This window comes from Paenibacillus sp. FSL P4-0184 (assembly GCF_038004625.1).
In the GTDB taxonomy this organism is placed as follows: Bacteria; Bacillota; Bacilli; order Paenibacillales; family Paenibacillaceae; genus Paenibacillus_AQ.
This window is the reverse complement of record NZ_JBBORN010000001.1, coordinates 988,840-1,008,708: the sequence shown is the minus strand read 5'-3', so window position 1 is coordinate 1,008,708 and position 19,869 is coordinate 988,840. Positions and strand designations below refer to the sequence as shown.

At 45.2% G+C, this 19,869-nt stretch carries 14 protein-coding genes; 10 read left to right on the top strand and 4 right to left on the bottom strand.

What is annotated here, in order from left to right; all coding sequences use genetic code 11:
* Nucleotides 1-67: 67 nt before the first annotated feature.
* From MKY52_RS04315 to MKY52_RS04300, 4 genes are all read left to right on the top strand, one after another.
* Nucleotides 68-2,422, top strand: a complete 2,355-nt coding sequence (locus MKY52_RS04315) for a YhgE/Pip domain-containing protein (protein WP_341050041.1) — start codon at nt 68-70, stop codon at nt 2,420-2,422.
* A 362-nt stretch (nt 2,423-2,784) separates the two neighbouring features.
* Nucleotides 2,785-7,380, top strand: a complete 4,596-nt coding sequence (gene gltB / locus MKY52_RS04310; RefSeq protein WP_341050038.1) for a glutamate synthase large subunit — start codon at nt 2,785-2,787, stop codon at nt 7,378-7,380.
* Between the two features lie 213 nt (nt 7,381-7,593).
* A complete protein-coding gene (locus MKY52_RS04305) occupies nt 7,594-8,505 on the top strand; it encodes an ABC transporter ATP-binding protein (RefSeq protein WP_339804174.1) in 912 nt (303 codons plus the stop codon).
* A complete protein-coding gene (locus MKY52_RS04300) occupies nt 8,498-9,286 on the top strand; it encodes an ABC transporter permease (protein WP_042185240.1) in 789 nt (262 codons plus the stop codon). The genes MKY52_RS04305 and MKY52_RS04300 overlap by 8 nt, the downstream gene beginning before the upstream one ends.
* Nucleotides 9,287-9,294: 8 nt before the next feature.
* On the opposite strand, the gene MKY52_RS04295 is transcribed toward MKY52_RS04300, so the two are convergent.
* Together MKY52_RS04295 and MKY52_RS04290 are read right to left on the bottom strand one after the other, a co-directional pair.
* Nucleotides 9,295-9,744: a bactofilin family protein gene (locus MKY52_RS04295; RefSeq protein ID WP_341050035.1), complete on the bottom strand. Its 450-nt coding sequence runs from the start codon at nt 9,742-9,744 to the stop codon at nt 9,295-9,297.
* A gap of 40 nt (nt 9,745-9,784) precedes the next feature.
* On the bottom strand, nt 9,785-10,903 hold the full coding sequence (locus tag MKY52_RS04290; RefSeq protein ID WP_341050032.1) for a peptidoglycan DD-metalloendopeptidase family protein: 1,119 nt from the start codon (nt 10,901-10,903) through the stop codon (nt 9,785-9,787).
* A 207-nt stretch (nt 10,904-11,110) separates the two neighbouring features.
* On the opposite strand from MKY52_RS04290, the gene cls reads away from it, so the two are divergent.
* Together cls and MKY52_RS04280 are read left to right on the top strand one after the other, a co-directional pair.
* The gene (cls, locus tag MKY52_RS04285; RefSeq protein WP_339800823.1) at nt 11,111-12,541 is read left to right on the top strand and encodes a cardiolipin synthase; all 1,431 of its coding nucleotides are present in this window, start codon (nt 11,111-11,113) and stop codon (nt 12,539-12,541) included.
* 240 nt (nt 12,542-12,781) lie between these two features.
* Complete coding sequence (locus MKY52_RS04280; protein ID WP_231573468.1) at nt 12,782-13,621, top strand: YitT family protein; 840 nt, start codon at nt 12,782-12,784, stop codon at nt 13,619-13,621.
* 237 nt (nt 13,622-13,858) lie between these two features.
* Here the strand turns inward: MKY52_RS04280 and ligD are convergent, their stop codons facing one another.
* Nucleotides 13,859-14,743, bottom strand: a complete 885-nt coding sequence (gene ligD / locus MKY52_RS04275) for a non-homologous end-joining DNA ligase (protein WP_341050030.1) — start codon at nt 14,741-14,743, stop codon at nt 13,859-13,861.
* A 143-nt stretch (nt 14,744-14,886) separates the two neighbouring features.
* On the opposite strand from ligD, the gene MKY52_RS04270 reads away from it, so the two are divergent.
* The 4 genes from MKY52_RS04270 (at nt 14,887) to MKY52_RS04255 (ending at nt 18,868) form a co-directional block, all read left to right on the top strand.
* Nucleotides 14,887-15,468: an RNA polymerase sigma factor gene (locus tag MKY52_RS04270; RefSeq protein WP_445670776.1), complete on the top strand. Its 582-nt coding sequence runs from the start codon at nt 14,887-14,889 to the stop codon at nt 15,466-15,468.
* Entirely contained in the window at nt 15,432-16,616 is a 1,185-nt protein-coding gene (locus MKY52_RS04265) for a hypothetical protein (RefSeq protein ID WP_341050027.1), read from the top strand. The genes MKY52_RS04270 and MKY52_RS04265 overlap by 37 nt, the downstream gene beginning before the upstream one ends.
* Before the next feature lie 600 nt (nt 16,617-17,216).
* A complete protein-coding gene (locus tag MKY52_RS04260; protein ID WP_341050026.1) occupies nt 17,217-18,032 on the top strand; it encodes a hypothetical protein in 816 nt (271 codons plus the stop codon).
* Between the two features lie 29 nt (nt 18,033-18,061).
* A complete protein-coding gene (locus MKY52_RS04255; RefSeq protein WP_341050024.1) occupies nt 18,062-18,868 on the top strand; it encodes a hypothetical protein in 807 nt (268 codons plus the stop codon).
* A 47-nt stretch (nt 18,869-18,915) separates the two neighbouring features.
* On the opposite strand, the gene MKY52_RS04250 is transcribed toward MKY52_RS04255, so the two are convergent.
* A complete protein-coding gene (locus tag MKY52_RS04250; RefSeq protein WP_341050022.1) occupies nt 18,916-19,863 on the bottom strand; it encodes an ATP-dependent DNA ligase in 948 nt (315 codons plus the stop codon).
* Between the last annotated feature and the right edge of the window lie 6 nt (nt 19,864-19,869).

Sequence of the window (19,869 nt, the reverse complement as noted above, 5' to 3'; positions counted from 1 at the left end):
GTGTTACGTAATATTTCGCAAACAAAGCATTTTAAAGAGAGCATAAGCTCATAAGGAGAGAACCAGAATGAAATCATTATCCGTATTTACCAAGGATCTTGGCGCAGCACTGAGAAATCCAAAGGTGCTGATTCCGATGATTGCCATCCTATTTATTCCGGTGATGTATAGCGGATTCTTCCTAAAGGCATTCTGGGATCCGTATGGCAAGATGAATGAGTTACCGGTTGCTGTGGTCAACCAAGACGTCGGTGCTAATTATGAAGGAAAACAACTTCAGGCCGGAGATGATCTGGTTGAGGAGCTTAAGGTAACCGATGGCTTTCAATGGAACTTTGTTTCACTAGAAGAAGCGCAAGCAGGAATGAAGGACAATACCTATTATATGGCGATTATTGTTCCAGAAGACTTCTCTGCTAAAGCAACAACGCTTTTGGATGATGAACCACAACCGGCAAAAATTATTTATGAGCCAAATGAAGGCTACAACTTTCTGGCCGGACAGATCGGTGGAACGGCTGTATCAGAAATTAAATCTAAAGTATCCGCTAAGGTAACAGAGGCTTATGTGGAGTCTGTATTCAATCAGATTACAGAAGTATCTGATGGATTGGGCGAAGCAGGAGATGGAGCTTCCAAGATCGCAGATGGTGCTGGTAAGCTAGATGACGGAGCCTTGAAGCTGAAAGATAATCTACTTGTCCTGACAGATGGAACAGGTAAACTTCAAAATGGTGTAGAACCCCTTACACAAGGCGTGACTGATTTGAATGCAGGTGCTACGGCGCTTAAAACAGGATCAACCACGTTGGCAAGCGGATTGCAACAATTGTCTACTGCACATACGCAGCTTCAAGACGGAGTTGCACAAAGTGCTGCCGGCAGTAAACAGCTTAGTGATGGCTTGAAGCAAGCTGTAACAGGTGCCGCACAGCTTCAAGCAGGAACGAAGTCTGCTGTGGATGGTACTACTAAACTACAAGCAGGAACACAGTCTTTAGTTGACGGCAGCGCGAAGCTGGAAGCAGGTTTAACCTCTTCTGTTGATGGCAGCGCGAAGCTGGAAGCGGGCCTGCAGGCTTCTACAGAAGGTAGCACAAAGGTTGCTGAGGGCGCTAAAGCGGTCGCTCAAGGGTTGCAGCAATTGGCACAGGCTAGTCCTGAGTTGGCACAGAATCCAGCCGTACAGAAGCTCCTAGCAGCTAGTGCAGCTGTTGCACAAGGTAGTGAGCAACTGCAACAAAGCCAAGAGCAACTGGCACAGGGTGCTACTGCACTCCACAGTGGGCAAGAGCAACTGGCACAAGGTGCAACTCAACTGCATTCGGGTTCACAGCAGGTAGCTGATGGTGTAACTCAGTTGCATGATGGAGCACAGCAATTAAATGCTGGTAGCACACAGCTTTTGACAGGACAACAAAAACTGGCACAAGGCGCATCTGCACTTGTAACGGGTGGCGATAAGCTGAATGCAGGGATGCAACAATTTGGTGCGAAGCTTAAAGAAGCTGCAGCTGGAGGCAGCAAGCTGGCTGAAGGTGGTAAAGCACTTGGCGATGGTACCTCAAAACTGCTAAGCGGTGTAGGCGAACTAGGTTCCGGTATCAGTGCTGTAGCAGATGGTTCGAAAAAACTGGCTGACGGTGCAGGCGAGCTGAAAGATGGTATGGATGATCTGAAATCTGGATCAACAGAACTGGCAACTAAGCTTGGAGATGCTGCTGAAAAAACAGGCAGTGTGAATAAGTCAGATAAAATGATGGAAATGTTCGCACAACCGGTTGTGGTTGAGGATCAAGTAGTAAATCATGTACCAAACTACGGAACAGGATTTGCTCCTTACTTCTTATCTCTTGGGTTGTTCGTAGGTGCTCTGATTTCTACGATTGTTATTCCAATGCGTGAATCAGCTGTAATAGGCGCAAGCCGTATGAATCGTTTTATCAGCCGTACGCTTACGTTCTCAATCATGAGCTTTATCCAGTCTATGCTGGCTGCTGTGGTTGTATTGTACGGACTTGGACTAGAAGTACAAAGTGTACCGCTATTCTTCCTATTTACATTCTTGACTAGTCTAGTTTACACATGGGTAGTTCAATCCATTGTTACTTGGCTGGATCAACCGGGACGTTTTGTTGTTATCGTTATTCTTATTTTCCAATTAACAACTAGTGCCGGAACATTCCCACTTGAATTGATCCCGAGCTGGATGAAATTCTTTAACCCACTGCTTCCTATGACTTACACAGTTAGTGGTCTTAAATCAGTAATTTCTACAGGGGACTTCAGTGCAATGTGGAGTGACGTAGGTGTGCTTGCAATCTTCGGTCTTGGGTTCCTTGCTCTTACTTTCGCTTACTTCATGACCCGCAGTCGGGACAATGAAGCTGGAATGAACAGTGAACAAGCTATGACTGTATAATTTGAAAAAAAGTAATTAAAAAGCGTCTCCTCCGGGAGACGCTTTTTTTGAGTTTAAATCATAGAACCCTTTTTCTTGCAAACATTCAAGGGTGATGAAAATTCTTGAAACGCTTTCATTGTATAAGTTCTTATGCGTCATTTATGCATAATTATACATAGATGAGTTTTTTAAACTTTTGTCCACTAAAGCTGTGTCGCAAAAAGAAATGTTAATCAGCATCATAAAAAAGTTTAAATTGCGCTGTTGTCACCTCGGTGATAAAATAATAGCACTAATCTGGCTTGAATAATTATTAAAATTTAAATCTGAAAAATTTTCCAAAGATTACGCCATACTTTATAATAGAAAGGTTGCGTTCGATGAGACACACTGAACTGCCCGGAAAACAGGGCCTGTATGATCCCCAGTTCGAAAAAGATGCTTGCGGCATGGGATTTGTAGCCCATATTAAAGGCAAACCGTCCCATGATATTGTTAGTAACGCTTTAACAATGCTCTTTAATATGGAGCATCGTGGCGGACAAGGTAGCGAACCCAACTCTGGTGACGGAGCAGGTATCATGCTTCAAATTCCGCACCGTTTCTTTGCTAGTGAAGCCCAAAAGCTTGGCTTTGCTTTGCCGGAACAAGGCCATTATGGCGTAGGCATGATTTTTCTATCTCATAACGAGAAAGTTCGGGCTCAACATGAGGCTCTCTTAAGCAAAATTATTGTTGAAGAAGGTCAGGAAGTACTCGGCTATCGTGATGTACCTACCTATGATGAAATGCTTGGCAAAACCGCGAAGGCTGCAAAACCTTTTGTGCGCCAAGTGTTTATCGGTCGCTCGGCCTCGGTTACGAACGAATTGTCTTTTGAGCGTAAGCTTTATGTCATCCGCAAACGTGCAGAGCTTGCGATTCGCTACGGCGGTGTAGAAGAGGCTGAAGCCTTCTATATCCCAAGCTTGTCATGTCGTAAGATCGTGTACAAAGGCATGCTGACTACAGAACAAGTCGGACAATTCTACCTGGATTTGCAGAACGAAGAGCTGGAATCAGCAATCGCGTTAGTTCACTCCCGTTTCAGTACGAATACCTTCCCAAGCTGGGAACGTGCGCATCCCTACCGCTTTATGATCCACAATGGTGAGATCAATACCTTGCGCGGAAATGTGAACTGGATGCATGCCCGCCAGTCGCTGTTCAAGAGTGAAGTGTTCGGCGAAGATCTGAGCAAGATCAAACCTGTTATAAACCCGGATGGATCGGACACTGCAATGTTCGATAATACCTTTGAGTTTCTTTATTTGAGTGGACGCTCCTTGACACAAGTAGCCATGATGATGGTTCCTGAACCATGGAGCAATCATGATAGTATGGACGCCGACAAGAAAGCTTTTTACGAATACCACAGCACTTTGATGGAGCCATGGGACGGACCTGCTGCAATGGGCTTTACAGATGGTGTGCAAATCGGCGCTATTCTGGACCGTAACGGCTTGCGACCTGCTCGTTATTATGTAACAAAGGACGACATGATTATTCTATCCTCCGAAGCGGGTGTACTGGACATTCCAGCAGAGGACATCCTATATAAAGACCGCCTGAAGCCTGGACGCATGCTGCTCGTGGATACGAAGGAAGGCCGTATTATCTCCGATGAGGAAGTCAAATCGGCTATCGCGACTGAGAAGCCTTACCGCCAATGGCTGGATGAGCATTTGATTAGTCTCGAAGAGCTTCCAGATGCGCCTGAGCTACCAAATCCTAAGCATGACAATGTTCAGCAGCTGCAGCAAGCGTTCGGCTATACCTTTGAAGACTTGCGCAAGGTGCTTGAACCAATGGCATCTACTGGCGCTGAAGCTGTAGGTTCCATGGGTTATGATGCGCCGCTCGCTGTACTTTCAGACCGTCCGCAGCGTCTATATAATTATTTCAAACAAATGTTTGCTCAGGTAACGAATCCACCAATCGATGCTATTCGCGAAGAGCTGGTTACCTCTACTACGACTACAATTGGACCAGAGCGTAACTTGCTTAAACCAGAACCAGAAAGCTGTCGCCAAATCTCGCTGCACACACCGATTCTTTCGAATGAAGATTTTGCTAAAATTCGTCATGTTCGTCGTGCAGGCTTCAAGTCGATGTCTATTCCGATTCTTTTTCCAGCTGAGCTCGGAGCAGAAGGAATGCGTATCGCGCTTGATCGTATGAACGAGGCTGCTGATCGCGTTATGGCTAAAGGTCATAACATTCTGATTCTGACGGACCGCGGTGTGGACCGTGAGAATGCTGCGATTCCTGCTCTACTTGCGGTATCGAGCTTGCATCACCATCTGATCCGGCAAGGAACACGGACAAAAGTTAGTATTTTGCTTGAATCCGGTGAACCTCGTGAAGTCCATCATTATGCACTTCTGCTTGGTTATGGTGTGAGTGCAGTCAATCCGTATCTGGCCTTTGAAAGCTTGGATGATATGATCGGCCAAGGCTTACTGCGGGGAATCTCGCATGAGAAGGCTGTGAAGAACTATATTAAAGCTGCGACTAAGAGCGTAGTTAAGATTCTTTCCAAAATGGGGATTTCGACTATTCAATCCTACCGGGGCGCGCAGATCTTTGAAGCTGTGGGTCTGAACTCGGAATTCGTGGATCGTTACTTTACTTGGACACCTTCCCGCATCGGCGGTATTGGTCTGGAGGAAGTAGCAACCGAGGCACTTATCCATCATAACCGTGCTTTCACGGAAAAAGACGGAAATGATAAAGTGCTTGATTCCGGTGGTGATTATCAATGGCGAAACGATGGGGAAGATCATTTGTTCAACCCACAGACCATTCATCTGCTTCAGCACTCCGTGCGTAGTGGGGATTATAAGTTGTATAAGAAATATGCTGCACTTGTTCAAGGTGAAAGTGAGAAGCATCTGACGATTCGTTCCTTATTACAGTTCAAGTCAGCTTATGAACCGATTCCATTAGAAGAAGTAGAACCAGTGGAGTCCATTATGAAACGGTTCAAGACGGGGGCGATGTCCTTTGGTTCCATTAGTAAGGAAGCGCATGAGACCCTCGCTATTGCAATGAATCGGATCGGTGGTAAGAGTAATACTGGTGAGGGCGGAGAAGATCCAGCCCGCTATATCCCGGACAGCAACGGCGATTCCCGTCGCAGTGCGATTAAACAAGTAGCCTCCGGACGTTTTGGAGTTACATCTAACTACCTTGTTAACGCTGATGAGATCCAGATTAAGATGGCTCAGGGTGCTAAACCAGGGGAAGGCGGACAGCTTCCAGGACGTAAAGTTTATCCATGGGTGGCTGAAGTGCGCGGTTCAACAGCTGGTGTGGGCTTGATTTCACCTCCGCCGCATCATGATATTTATTCGATTGAGGATTTGGCAGAGCTGATCTACGATCTGAAGAATGCCAATCCACGTGCAAACATTAATGTTAAGCTCGTCTCTGAAGTCGGAGTAGGTACGATTGCTGCTGGCGTAGCCAAAGGGCGCGCTGATATTATCCTGGTAAGTGGCTATGACGGGGGTACAGGTGCATCTCCGATGAACTCCATTCGTCATGCAGGTCTTCCATGGGAACTTGGCTTGGCCGAAACGCATCAGACGTTGATGCTGAACAATCTGCGTGACCGCGTTGTACTGGAAACAGACGGAAAAATGCTTAGCGGACGCGATCTAGCCGTAGCTGTATTACTGGGTGCTGAAGAGTATGGCTTCGCTACTGCTCCGTTAGTAGCTGTGGGCTGTATCATGATGCGTGTCTGCCAAATGGATACTTGTCCGGTTGGTGTAGCGACACAAAATCCAGATCTTCGTAAGAACTTTACGGGTGATCCACAGCATGTAGTTAACTTTATGACCTTTGTGGCACAGGATTTACGCGAAATTATGGCGAGTCTTGGCTTCCGTACGATTGAAGAGATGGTTGGCCGTACAGATTGCTTAGACGCTGCTCAAGCTTCGCAGCATTGGAAGAAGAAGGGCGTAGATTTGAGTAGTCTTCTGCATGTACCGGAAATGCCAGAGGGAAGCACACGCTTCTGCAGTAAACGTCAGAATCATGGTCTGGAAGAGACGCTTGATGTCTCTAAACTGCTGGATCTGGCTGCACCTGCACTGGAATCTGGAACGGCTGTAGAAGCATCGTTACCGATTACGAACGTTAATCGTGCCGTTGGAACCATCCTTGGTAGCGAGCTGACACGTAAATACGGGGCAGCCGGCTTGCCTGATGATACGATTCGTCTTCATTTCACCGGTTCTGCTGGTCAAAGCTTGGGTGCATTCGTGCCTAAGGGGATCACACTTACGGTGGAAGGCGATTCCAATGACTACGTTGGTAAGGGACTGTCGGGTGGTAAGATTATTATCAAACCATCTCCAAAAGCTACCTTTGCAGCTGAGGACAATATCATTATCGGAAATACTGCATTCTACGGAGCAACAGCTGGAGAAGCTTATATCAACGGTATCGCCGGTGAACGCTTTGCCGTTCGTAATTCTGGAGCGAATGTTGTTGTAGAAGGTGTGGGTGACCACGGTTGTGAATACATGACTGGAGGCCGTGTGGTTGTTCTTGGTGAAACAGGCCGTAACTTTGCGGCAGGGATGTCAGGTGGTATCGCTTATGTTTACGATCCAGAGAGATCCTTCATCGGCCGCTGCAATCTCGAGATGGTACTTCTTGAGAGAGTGGAAGAGCCAGAAGAGATCGAAGAACTGCGCGAGCTGATTAGCCGTCATGTAGAGCTTACAGGCAGTAAGGCGGGAGCGCGGGTATTGGATCAGTGGGCAGATAGCTTGCCGAAGTTTGTTCGTGTCATTCCGAAGGATTACAAACGGATGATGGAGCAGATTCGCAAAGTGGAGCAAACCGGATTGACCGGCGAGGCTGCTTTGATGGCTGCATTTGAAGCGAATATGCGCGAGCTTGCACGTGTAGGTGGCTAAATACCTGCATTCTGAAAACAGGTAATATTGAATGAAGTATATAAGGGACTTGGACTCTTTCGTTTGCGGGAGGCCAGGTCCTTTTTGTTCAAATCGAAACGAATCCTCGGTCTAAAGAACGTTAGACTGTTTCTTTTTTGTAATTTTCTGAAAAAAACGGTATGGTAAACTTGTTTGTAAATGAAAGGGAGTGATACTGTGTCAAATACAGAAATACTGTCTGAACCTGTTGCCCGTCTGCAGGGAGTTACCAAGAAAATAGGCTCTAAGACGCTGGTGAGCAATTTAACGCTGGATATCCCACCGGGTCAAATATTCGGGTTTTTGGGACCAAACGGAGCAGGAAAGACGACAACAATACGAATGATGGTGGGATTAATTTCCATTAGCAGTGGGGACGTCCTGATTAGTGGTCATAGTATTAAAAATAATTATAAAGAGGCTATTGCAAGTGTTGGGGCTATTGTTGAGAATCCTGAAATGTACAAGTTTCTGTCCGGGTATCAGAATCTTAGACAATTTGCACGGATGGTACCGGGAGTCAGTAAGCAACGGATTGATGAGGTTGTGGAGCTGGTCGGGCTTGGTCAAAGAATTCATGACAAAGTGAAGACTTATTCCCTAGGTATGCGTCAGAGACTTGGAGTAGCTCAGGCGCTACTAAACCGACCAAAGCTACTGGTTCTAGATGAGCCAACCAATGGGCTTGATCCACAAGGCATACGTGAGCTTCGTGACTATCTGCGCCTACTCTGTCGTGAAGAAGGAACAACCGTATTTGTCTCCAGCCATTTACTTTCCGAAATGGAGCTCATGTGTGACAGTGTAGCCATTATTCAGAATGGGCAACTGCTTGAGGTAAAACAGCTAAAAGAGGTAGGCAATGTTACAATGCCTATCGGAGAAACATTGTTTGAGGTTGACGATGCCGAAGCTGCACTTGCTCTCATTGGACAAGGAACATTAAAGAGCGGCGGGCTTGTAGTTGAGGCGGCACGTGAAGAAATTGCTGAGTTTAATGCCAGACTAGTGGCTGGTGGGATTAAAGTGTACAGTATCAAATCACTTGCCCGTACGCTAGAGGATCAATTCTTAGAGGTTACAGGAGGTGAAGGAATTGAGTAATTTTACAGCGTTGATACATAATGAGAATATCAAGATATATAGTCGTGCTCGCACATGGATTATGCTGATTATTCTAGCAGTGTTTAGTGCGTTTCTTCCGGCTCTTATGTATTTCACAACGGATAACCCTGCATCACGCTTAGGCGTTTGGGACAGCTTCCAAATGATAGTGAGTGTTGTATTCTTCCTGAATACGATCTTCGTTGTTGTTATAGCCGCTGACTCCGTAGCGGGCGAATTTACCTGGGGAACCATCAAAATGCTGCTGATTCGCCCGTGGAGCCGTTCCCAGATCCTGCTCTCGAAATACATTAGCATTGTGTTGTTTAGCTTGCTTTGTACTGCAGTATTGATTGTTTTTGGTTTAGCTTCATCGTTTATCTTCGCCTCTCCAACTGGAGACACACTGTCTTCGATTACAGCTTGGAGTCCTGCTGAGTATTCCTTTATAGATCTCCTATGCCGCTATGTCACTCTTTTCTTGACGGTTACGCTTGCTTTTATGATCTCTTCCGTATTCCGTGCAAGTGGATTGGCGATAGGGTTATCTATGTTTATCATGTTTGCCCAAGGTATTTTCGCTGCTTTGCTTAATCCGGATGTGTTCGAATGGGCAAGATATTTAATTTTCACTCATATGGATCTAAGGGTCTACATGGGATCTGATATTGGTCCAGGTGGTGCTACACTAGGCTTCTCCATTGCTGTGCTGGCAGTGTATTATGTTATATTCTTAGCAGTTTCCTGGTTTGTCTTCCGTAAACGGGACGTTGCTGGATAAAAATAGGATTAACCGGCTTCAAGCGTTTCTTCTGCTTTGGAGGAACGTTTTGCTGTCTTGTCCTTTTTCGTATTACTTTTGAGCTCACCTGCTTGTTCAGAGGTGGGCTGTTCTTGCATGGCGATGGACCCATTAAGCAGGCTGCCTTCCATAATACTGAGTGCTCCTGCAGAAATATTACCGTGCAGCTCGCCAGTACCGGTCATAATGAGCCTACGGTCTGCGGTAACATCTCCATATACTTTACCAGCGATAACGATCTCTTCTGCTCTAATACTGGAGCGCACCGTGCCTTCCTCACCTACAGTGACTATACCACTGCATATAATTTCTCCGCTAAAGGTACCTTCAATCCTCAGGTTCGTATCGCAATGTACTTTACCCTCGAGCGTACCCCCATGCCCAATCAGAGAGTCAGTAGACTTGATAGAGGCACGCTGCTGCCGCTTATTCCACATGTATAAATTCCTCCTGTTTCATATATTTTTACATTAACGTTTAGGGTTTAACATAATCCAATGGATCCACAGTTTTATTCTGCTTCACTACCTGGAAATGAAGATGAGGTCCTGTGCTTCGACCAGTGTTTCCAAGCAAGCCGATCTTCTGCCCCTTATTAACCTTGTCTCCCGCAGATACATTCATTGCCTGCAGATGCATATACCAGGTTTCAAGCCCGTTCGAATGCTTGATCACGACATACTTGCCTCTCGCACCCATCTGCTCGGAGGTAACGACCTCCCCGTCTAAGGCGGCATATACAGGATCGCCTAAGTTCCCGGCAATATCGACACCTGAATGGAACGCGGATAAGCCTTTGAAAGGATCTGTTCGGTAGCCGAAGCTTGAGGAGATGACCCTAGAATCGGTAGGCCAGAGTACCGCTGCATTTAGTCTGGCTTTTTCAGCTTGAGCTTTTTTTGCCTGTTGATTTGCTTGAACGTTATTCGCATGCTCCGCCAGAGTGATAGTTTGAGTAATACTTTCCACCATTTCATCGAGCATACCGTGGATCTCTTCAAAATCGTCTTTTGTTTCCTCCACTAGATTCAGCGATTCGTTCTGATAAGACGCGATATATTCTCCGCCTACCTGTGATGTGATTGTAGCTTTAAAAGATGTCTCATTTGGGATTGGCACAGCGTTACGGCTCGATAAGCCTAAGGTTGAGTTTGAAGCGGTTGATCCCTTTTTTGATTCTTTTGTTTCAGCGGCGGAGCCTTTGCTTTTGTTGATCAAAGACTGCAACTCCTGTTCCAGCGCATTTACACTCTTCAGCTTGTCTTTAATATGATCTGCCTCTTCTGATAGCTCGCTGACTTGAGTACGAAGCTGCATTAGATCCTTATCCTTGTCAGCGACCTTCATTTCCATGCGGAGATTGGTTAGTGATAGTGCGGCTGCCTCAGCTTCCAGTTGTGAGATCGACTGCGAGGCATGGAAATGCATAGAGGTGACCAGACTGGAGAGGGACAGGGCTGCTGCTGCCGGCAGGGCGAACGCAAGTGGCTTGGAGATCTGGAGTTGTTTGACTGGGCGTCCGGCATCCCTTACGACGAGCAGCGTAATCCGGTTATGATCTGGCTGACTCTTCATGGCTTCTCCTTTCTGCGGCATATGGCAGCCGCCTTACGATACACGAAGCTAACGACCTTACTTGCATTAGGCTCATCCCGAATTGTCTTACTACTCTATGTATTCCATATCTTTCGGGAACATGACAACGGTTTGTTTGAATAAAGAAAGAGAGTTACGGCAAAACCTGTACTAGAGTCGTCGCAGCGAGTCTATTGCAACTGTTTTATTAATGGAGGGGGTAGGGCATTGAAGATCTTTGCGATAATTCTAAGTCTTTTTATTATTCAGGTCGCAGTAATTGTATTTATGGAGTTTCGTCGCCCGCAAAGGGCTTTGGCGTGGTTGTTCATTTCATTCTGTTGTCCGCCGCTGGGTCTGGCATTCTATTATTTTCTGGGCCGTGATTATAGACAGAATCGAAAATTAAACAAAAGATGTACTACACTATTTCGTGAAATTCGTTCGCATGTCTCTGGCAATATTAAGGTAGTAAAGGATGTTACTGAGAGTGGGAACGCTCAGTTTGAGAATAATAAGGGTCTATTGGGTTTGCTTTCTAAGATCGCAGAAGGACCAATTACTGGTCATAACAAGAGCAGGGTATTATCATCTGCGAGAGAAGCGTATGATGCTATGCTGGAAGCTATGGAAGAAGCGAAAGAACATATACATATGGAATTTTATATTTATCGTGATGATGAGATCGGTGAGCAATTTCAAGATGTTATGATTCGGAAGGCGCGTCAAGGCGTTAAGGTACGCTTGCTTTGTGATGGTCTGGGCAGTCATAAATTAAGTCGTAGGTTTATTCGAACGATGAGAAATGCTGGGGTGGAGTTCCACTTTTTTTTACCTCCGATTAGTTCTCTGTTGGACCGTCGTTTTAATTTCCGTAATCATCGGAAGATCCTGGTGGTGGATGGCCTTGTTGGCTTCACGGGTGGAATGAATATAGGGGATGATTATTTGGGGAAGGATCTCAAAATGGGATACTGGCGTGATACCCATCTGCGTCTCGAAGGAGACTCAGTATATTATATTCAGTATGTCTTCTTAAAGGATTGGAGACTGGCCTCTGGCGAAAGTACGAGCCATCCGCGTCTGTTCCCAAAACATAATTGTGAGTCACAAGAAGCCGTGCAGATTGTTGGGAGTGGTCCGGATGCTGCAATGGACGCCTCTCAAGAGATGTATTTTGCCGCCTTATGTGCAGCTAAACAGCGGATTTGGATTACTTCACCGTATTTTATTCCTGATCCTGCCATCTGCCGGGCCTTGAAAAGTGCAGTACTTCGTGGAGTGGATGTAAGAATTATCATTCCGGCGAAGCCTGATAATGTGCTTGTCTATCATGCTTCTTTGTCATATTTAGAAAATTTACAAGACGCTGGAGTGAAATTCTACCGCTATACTAAAGGATTTATGCATGCCAAAATCATGATTATCGATAATCTGCTCGCTACAGTGGGGAGTGCAAATCTGGATATGCGCAGCTTTTATTCTAACTTTGAATTGACTGCTGTGCTGCTACATCCTGATGCTATATCTCCTCTAGTCACAGGGTTTGAGAAGGATCAAAAGCACAGTGAATTTATTGATCCTGTAAAGTTTAAGGAGAGAGGGCGAATTGTCAAACTCGGTGAAGGGCTGTGTCAGTTGTTATCTCCGCTATTATGAGCGGAAAGAGGACTAAATCTGAATTTTTCGAAGGATATAACGTGTTCCATTCATTATTAGGGCTTATTTTGTGATATAATAATTGTATAAGAAGAAATGTAAGAAAGTATAGATTATAATTATACTTCCGAATGTTTCAACACTATACTGTTAAATTGTAGGGGGAGTTCTATGAATGTGAGTCCACAAATGATTGCCAAAGAGGAAAAGAACAAGCTGCAGAAGACCGGAACACATAAAATGGCTAAGTTCGCGCAGCGAATGATCATGTTATCCATTGGGGCAGCAATGATGGCTGTTGCACTTGAGATATTCCTCGTACCGAATCAAATGATTGATGGTGGGATTACCGGTATCTCCATTATTTTATCACATCTATTCGACATTCCTTTGGGGATTTTATTGACGCTGTTAAACCTTCCGTTCTTGTTAATCGGTTATAAGCAAATCGGTAAGACCTTTGCCTTATCTACCTTATATGCAATTGTGCTTATGTCTATTGGTACTTCAATGTTGCATCATGTGAATGCTTTTACGGTTGAGCCAATGCTTGCTGCCGTTTTTGGGGGGATCATTCTTGGTGTAGGTGTAGGGCTAGTTGTACGTTTTGGCGGATCACTAGATGGTACAGAAATTGTTGCGATTCTAGTAGCCAAGAAGCTTCCCTTCTCTGTAGGTGAAGTTGTTATGTTCTTCAACCTGTTCATCTTATCCGGAGCTGGATTTGTGTTCGGTTGGAATAATGCGATGTTCTCACTAATTGCTTATTACATTGCATTCAAGGTAATTGACATTACACTTGAGGGTCTGGATCAGTCGAAATCGGTATGGATTATTAGTGATAAATTCCGTGATATCGGTGAAGCCTTGACGGAACGTCTTGGACGTGGTGTTACTTATTTAGATGGAGAAGGCGGATTTTCCGGGGAGAATAAGAAAGTGATCTTCGTGGTTATCACCCGTTTGGAAGAAGCTAAGCTTAAATCCATTGTTGAGGATTGGGATACTGGTGCATTCATCGCAATAGGTAACATTCATGATGTTAAAGGTGGCCGTTTCAAGAAGAAAGCAATTCATTAGCTTACCATCCTAAAAGGACGCCGCAGGCGTTTTAGCTTGGCACTTTAGTACTATTAACTGAAAGAAGGTATTTTTACGAATAATGGAGCAATAAATACGGTGAACAAGACTCGATATGCCGTATTCTTATACAATATACCTTCTGTCCTTGAGTGGGACGCCTGATAAGCCCGTAGCATGAAATGATGCTGCGGGCTTATTGCTGTTTTGGGGCTCATTATTCGTGGCATTCCATCCCTATGGAAGCTTAGCAATGAGTTGTTTGACGGGCTGCGGTGGCACTTTTTCCAAAAGATCTCCCATCTGTTGCAGGCGTTCCTCAATATTGAGCAGATGAAAATCAGTAGGAGATACGTTTTGCTGAACCTCTTTCCAGAGCAATGGTGTGGATACTGTAGCAAGCGGCCTGGCACGTGGTGTATAAGGTGCAGCTAATGTTTTGCCACTGTAATGCTGGAGGTAGTCAAAATAGATTTTATCTCCCCGATTCTTCTTCAGACGCTCCAAGGTGAATAAATCGGGGTGCTTTTCAGTGACATAACGCCCCACAAAGTGTCCGATTTTTCGCAATCCATCAAAAGTAACACCAGTCTCGATAGGAACGATGATCTGCACCCCGGTAGCCCCGGAGGTTTTGGGCACAGAGGATAAACCAAGGGAGGTTAGGACCGTCCCTACGATTGCAGTTGCTTCCATGATACGGGGCTCGACCTCACGCGACGGATCTAGATCAATCATCCATTCACAAGGCAGCTCGCTACCTACATAATGCAAAGAAGGATGAAACTCCAAAGCAGCCAGATTACCCAGCCAGATCAGCTCAGGTAAACCTTGCAGCTTGATATAGTTAATATTCTCGTGAACAGCGGTCTGGACAAAGGTTGGAAGAGGATCAGGTGCATTTTTCTGATAAAAGGACATTCCAGAGATACCATGCGGATAACGTATTACGGTTAGCAGCCGATCTCGACAATAACGCAGCAGGTAGGGAGAGAGGGCGGCGAGCTTTTCCAGATAGATCCGCTTCGTAATCCCGCAATCCGGCCATAGCAGCTTCTCTGGGTTGGTGATGGTTATCTCTTGGCCGTCTACAGTAATTGTGCCTTTGATGGCTGCTGGCATCCTGAACCTCCTCTCTGTTATAGGAATGAGGGTATTATGTGCCAGTCTGTTCCTTTTCATGAAAAATATATTTCCAAAGTGTCCCTTTTGGATGATCATAAGAGTTATAAGGTTATACGGTTATGTGAAAGGGGAGTTTGCTGATTTTGGACGGGATCGAACACACCGTCGTTCGGGTACAGGCAGGCGAGGTAGAGTCCTATGCCCTTATCGTCGAAGCTTTTCAAAAGCCGATTTACCGCTATTGCTGCCGGCTGCTTGGGAGTCGAACAGAAGCGGAGGATGCGGTACAGGATATTCTAGTGAAGGCATATCAGCACATAGGCACATATCGCCCTATCACGAGCTTTTCTTCTTGGCTATATAAAATTGCCTATCATCATTGCCTCAGCCTGATCCGCAAACGTCAAAGACATTTGAAGATTATGGCGCTTTTTCAACCGGATCCTCCTGCAGAAAGCCCGGAACAGTTGATGGACCGTTACATATTTAACGAGCATCTGACTTTTGCCCTCGCGAAGCTGAAGACAGAGGAGCGAAACTTGTTAGTGCTGCGAATTTTTGAGGAACAGAGCTTCCCGGAAATTGCGGAGATCCTCGATAAGAATACTGATGCTGTGAAGAAGAAATACAGGCGTACGATTACGAAGCTTGGCAAAATGATGAATGCTCAAAAAGGGGGGACGGAATGGTGGGGCAACGAAGCTGTGTTGAAGAGAAAATGATAAAGAAAATGGACGCATTGGGGAACTGCGACGAACTAGATGTAAAAGCAGCAGTTATGAATCGGGTAATGGCAATTCATGATCAACAGAAAACGATGGACGGAGAAATGACGAACCTCAGAGACGAGCTGGAGTCATTCGGAGAACCGGGAGCTCCCGTTATGCAGATGCAAGAGAAGACTATCCCGCTTCCATCTAAATTTAGGAAAAGACTTCTCTCAGGGGTCTCCGCAGCTATATTGCTGGGGATGATCGGATTTGGTGCCCTTCAGCTGTCTGGACTTGGAGGTTTAACGGAGCATGGTAGCCAGTCTACAATTGATATCACGCAACCTCCGGATGGAGCTATTACGCTAGTGAACAGCGGAGGGAAGGCTATTGTACAGACGGTGCACTATAATACCCCTATTCCTTCGACCTCTCCTGCGATAGAGAAGTATTTGAGTTTATTAGCGACTTATAATGAGCAGGTGCTTGCTCACTTGAATGCTGGAGAAATGGCTGCTTATTATGTGAATGATACTGAGTTTACTAAGTTGGCCAAAGGTTTAGGCTATGGAAATCAATTGCAGTTCGCTTTCAGTTCTCCGGTGTATTCTAAATATCAAGATTTCGTAAAAAAATTAAAAGGGACTGGCGATTTCTGGCCCGAGCTGCCTTCCATACTCGCTAATGGTTATGAATTTGAGTACGCCACTTTTAAAGCCGCTCCTCCTTACTGGCCGATAGACAAGGAATATAAAGAAATGCTTGAACAATTTCAAAAAAAAGCAAAGGTCGATAAAACAGGCCAAAAGCTATTTATAGAGAAGATCGCTGTGAATGCCATAGAGAGTGCTGAGGTTTCCTACCATAAGGAGGATCAAACAATTGAACTATCCTTAAGTCAGAGCGCCTATATGGGTGGTATAACGCAAGTGTCTATCTTGGAAGGTCAGACTGCCGAAAAATGGTCTGTGACAGGCACGGGGAAAGAGGCAGTATTTATCGCGGCGGGTACTGAAAAAGGGTCGAAAGGTTGGTCTTCCCAGAATCGTTTGTATTGGTATGATGAAGCCAGCCAGACGATTCGTAGTCTAAATGATGGATTGAATAACAGTTTAACTCGTGAACAATGGCAAGTGATTGCCAATAGTTTTATTCGCTAGCTACTGTTGTTCTATCCGTACAATATGAGAAGCTGTCTCAAAAGTAGTGAAATCTACTTGGGAGGCAGCTTTTTTTATGGAATAGGAAAAGTAATGGATTTTACTGTGCTATGTGACGATATGCCACGCGTAGTGTTCTATGCTACTGGTTGGGGCGGTGGGCGATGTGCTATGTGTGATTTACGTGCTTTAAACTAATTAGGGAAAAACTCCCTAAAAATAACCGATATTCGCTCTAAATGAACGAAATCAGGGAATTCCTCCCTAATAATCATAGGAATTTCTTTATTCGTTGCCGAATAGGCCAAATTTCAGGGAAGTTTTCCCTAATTATAAGTCCGATGAACAGAAATCTCTGAATTTTAGGGAGAAATTCCCCAATTACTCTATAGGTGCTTCACATATTGCATCACTTGGCGCGTCATTTGTAATGTTAAGAACAAAAAAAGGGGCTGTCCCAAAAGCCATGATGGTTGCTTGGGGCGGCCTCTTTTTTTTGTGAGAAAAAGTCCCTTTTTCTCATGCTGGAGTGTTATAGAAGTGTAGTTGAAAACAGGGTGAGCTTACATTCACCCTATTAGAAGGAGAGGATGTTAGAAATTGAAGCTAAATGATGAACTCAAAAAAACACTGATCGCGCTCTCGGCAGCAACCTTGTTAGGAACAGGAGTAGTTGTAAGTGGGGTTGCGCCTGGCTTGTTTCTTTCGGTCGCAGCTGCCTCTGGGCAGCAGACTGCAGTACCAACCGATCAGAAGCTCCAGAAGGAACTGCAGGCCCTGGTAGCGGGATTGAAGGAAGGTACGTACTTGGCCTACTACGTACGTGACAAAGTCTCTAACCCTCAGGATACGATCAGCTTCTCTGGCAAAGGATTTGTTTTTAAAGACTACAAATCCTTTGCTGCTAAATTCAAAGCGTTGAAGGGTCCAGCTACTCCACAGCCTGGAAATCTTCCTAAGGGCTTCGCTCTGGCGACAGCCATCATTTATCCACCGTCTGTAGCAAACGATTCAGAGCTGTATCTAAAATTAGAGCAGGATCTAAAGGTAGTAGCGGCGGCAGGTGATCCCAACAAACAGTTGTTTAGCAAGATCATCAGCTGGAGCCAAACGAACTTGTCTATGCAGCTGTATGCCAAAGGAAAAGCCAATTTTAGCATTGTAACTGGAGTGCCGCCCGCCAAACTTCCCGAAGGAGCTGTGCCTTTTGTACGAGCTTCGGAAACTAAGAAAGAACTGACGGTCAACGGTAGGAAAGTAATTCTTACAACTGATTCGGCTAAAGAAGCAAGTTTCAACACTAAGCTAGTGTGGCTGGATAAATCAGGCGCGATACAATATACCCTTTCAGACAATCGGGTCAGTAAGCTGACGACAAATGAAATGTTGGCTGTAGCTAAAAGCATGATCAAATAACCAAGGGGTTAAAGGAGGATATTATAAAGATGATTAAAAAAAGTGCGGCCATCACGGCTTTGAGCCTGATAGTGTTAATGAGTGCGGTAAGTGGAACAGCAGGCGCAGTGCCTGCGGGGAGCAATAATAAAAGTAAAGGTACGGTTCCGGTTGAGCAGAAATCACCACCGGTATCGCCAACGATTAAGGATTTGATTGCCAAAGAATATGCTGTTCCCCTACAAGCGGGAGAAATTAAGGCTCTCTATGTTAATGACAAAAAATCTAATCCAGAGGAAGATTTGAGTGTAAGCTATATGCCATACAGATTCAGCTCTATAAACGAAGCAGCACAGAAGCTATCTTCATTAACTGGGAATTCACTTCTGATACCCGCTGCTCTACCAGACGAATATAAGTTGCAGGATGTCGTTTTAAATCCAGTGCTTCCGAAGTTTTTCAGTACAGAGTATAAGACCCTCAGAGATCAGGTAAAAGCTAAAGCACAAGCTGCTGGTAAAAAAGTGATTTCACAAAGCTTAAAATGGAGCGATACAGAAACCTCTATCACTTATCTGCGAAATGGGGAGAGATTGAATCTAAAATCAGCTCCAGCATATACGCTTCCGGAAGGGGTTACTTTAGCGCAGCTGCCTGGTGACCAGGATGAAAATTTGACCATCAACGGGGTTGAAGCAGTCTACACGCTGTTTGGTCCTCACCATGGAGATCTAAAAGTCCAGCTTGTATGGTCCAGTGCGGATGGAAGTATTGATTACAAGCTTACGAATACGAAAAATACTGCGCAGACAAAAGCAGAGCTGGAGACCATTGTAACGAATCTTACAGCGCAATAAGAAACGTCCTCTCGATAAATTCGGGAGGACGTTTCTTTGGAAAGAGTTTATCCTTTTTGCTCCAAAGTACATGATTCGGGAGGAAGATCTACCCTAGCTTGAGTAACCGGCTGACGAAGAGTGCCTGAGGTATTCCATTCCAAAAAATGAACTTTGAAGACAAGCTTCGGTTTTATCCAAAAAGCACCCTTCCCTCGCTGGGGATCAGCTGTAAAGGGCATTTGATCTATTTTTAAATGCTGTACCTCTGCAGTTAAGTCGCGTTTATCCTGTACAGTCAATTTTCCTGGCCCGGCATGTCCGATATAATGCAAATTTCCTTTATCATCATACAGCCCAAGAAGTAGCGCATTGACGATGCCGTCTCGGAACGTTACACCCCCGGCTACTGCCGTAAGATCAGAAATGATTTTGCGTTTCTGCCAGCGTTTATCTTTTCCACCGGGAGCATAAGTACTGTTGATATCCTTACAGACGATTCCCTCTAAGCTCTGACTCTGAGCAGCGGCGAATAATTCTGTGGGATCGGTATAACTGGGTACGGCCTGAACATGGGGATGCGGCAGCAGAATATCGTTTAGCAGCTGCTGCCGTGAGAATAAAGGCTGATCCATCGTCGATTGGCCATTATAAAACAGAATATCAAAAATCATATAAATGACAGGAACCTGATACCTAACGACGGAAATGGTGGAGCCATTCTTTAAGCTATCCCTCCGCATAACTTCGTGAAATGAGGGCTTGCCGTCCTTGAGTGCAATGATTTCACCATCAAGAATAACGGAATGAGCCTTGCAATAAGTATTTACATCAGTAAGCTCAGGGTATTGCGCTGTACGGTAATTTCCACGTCTGTTAATAAGCTGAGTAGTGCTTCCGTCGTAATAGGACAACATGCGAACGCCATCCCATTTAATCTGTGCGATCCACTGGTTGCCTGCTGGAAGCTGCCCAGCCAGTATGGGTTCAAAAGGAATAATAGGCTGAAGCTTCATCAGCAG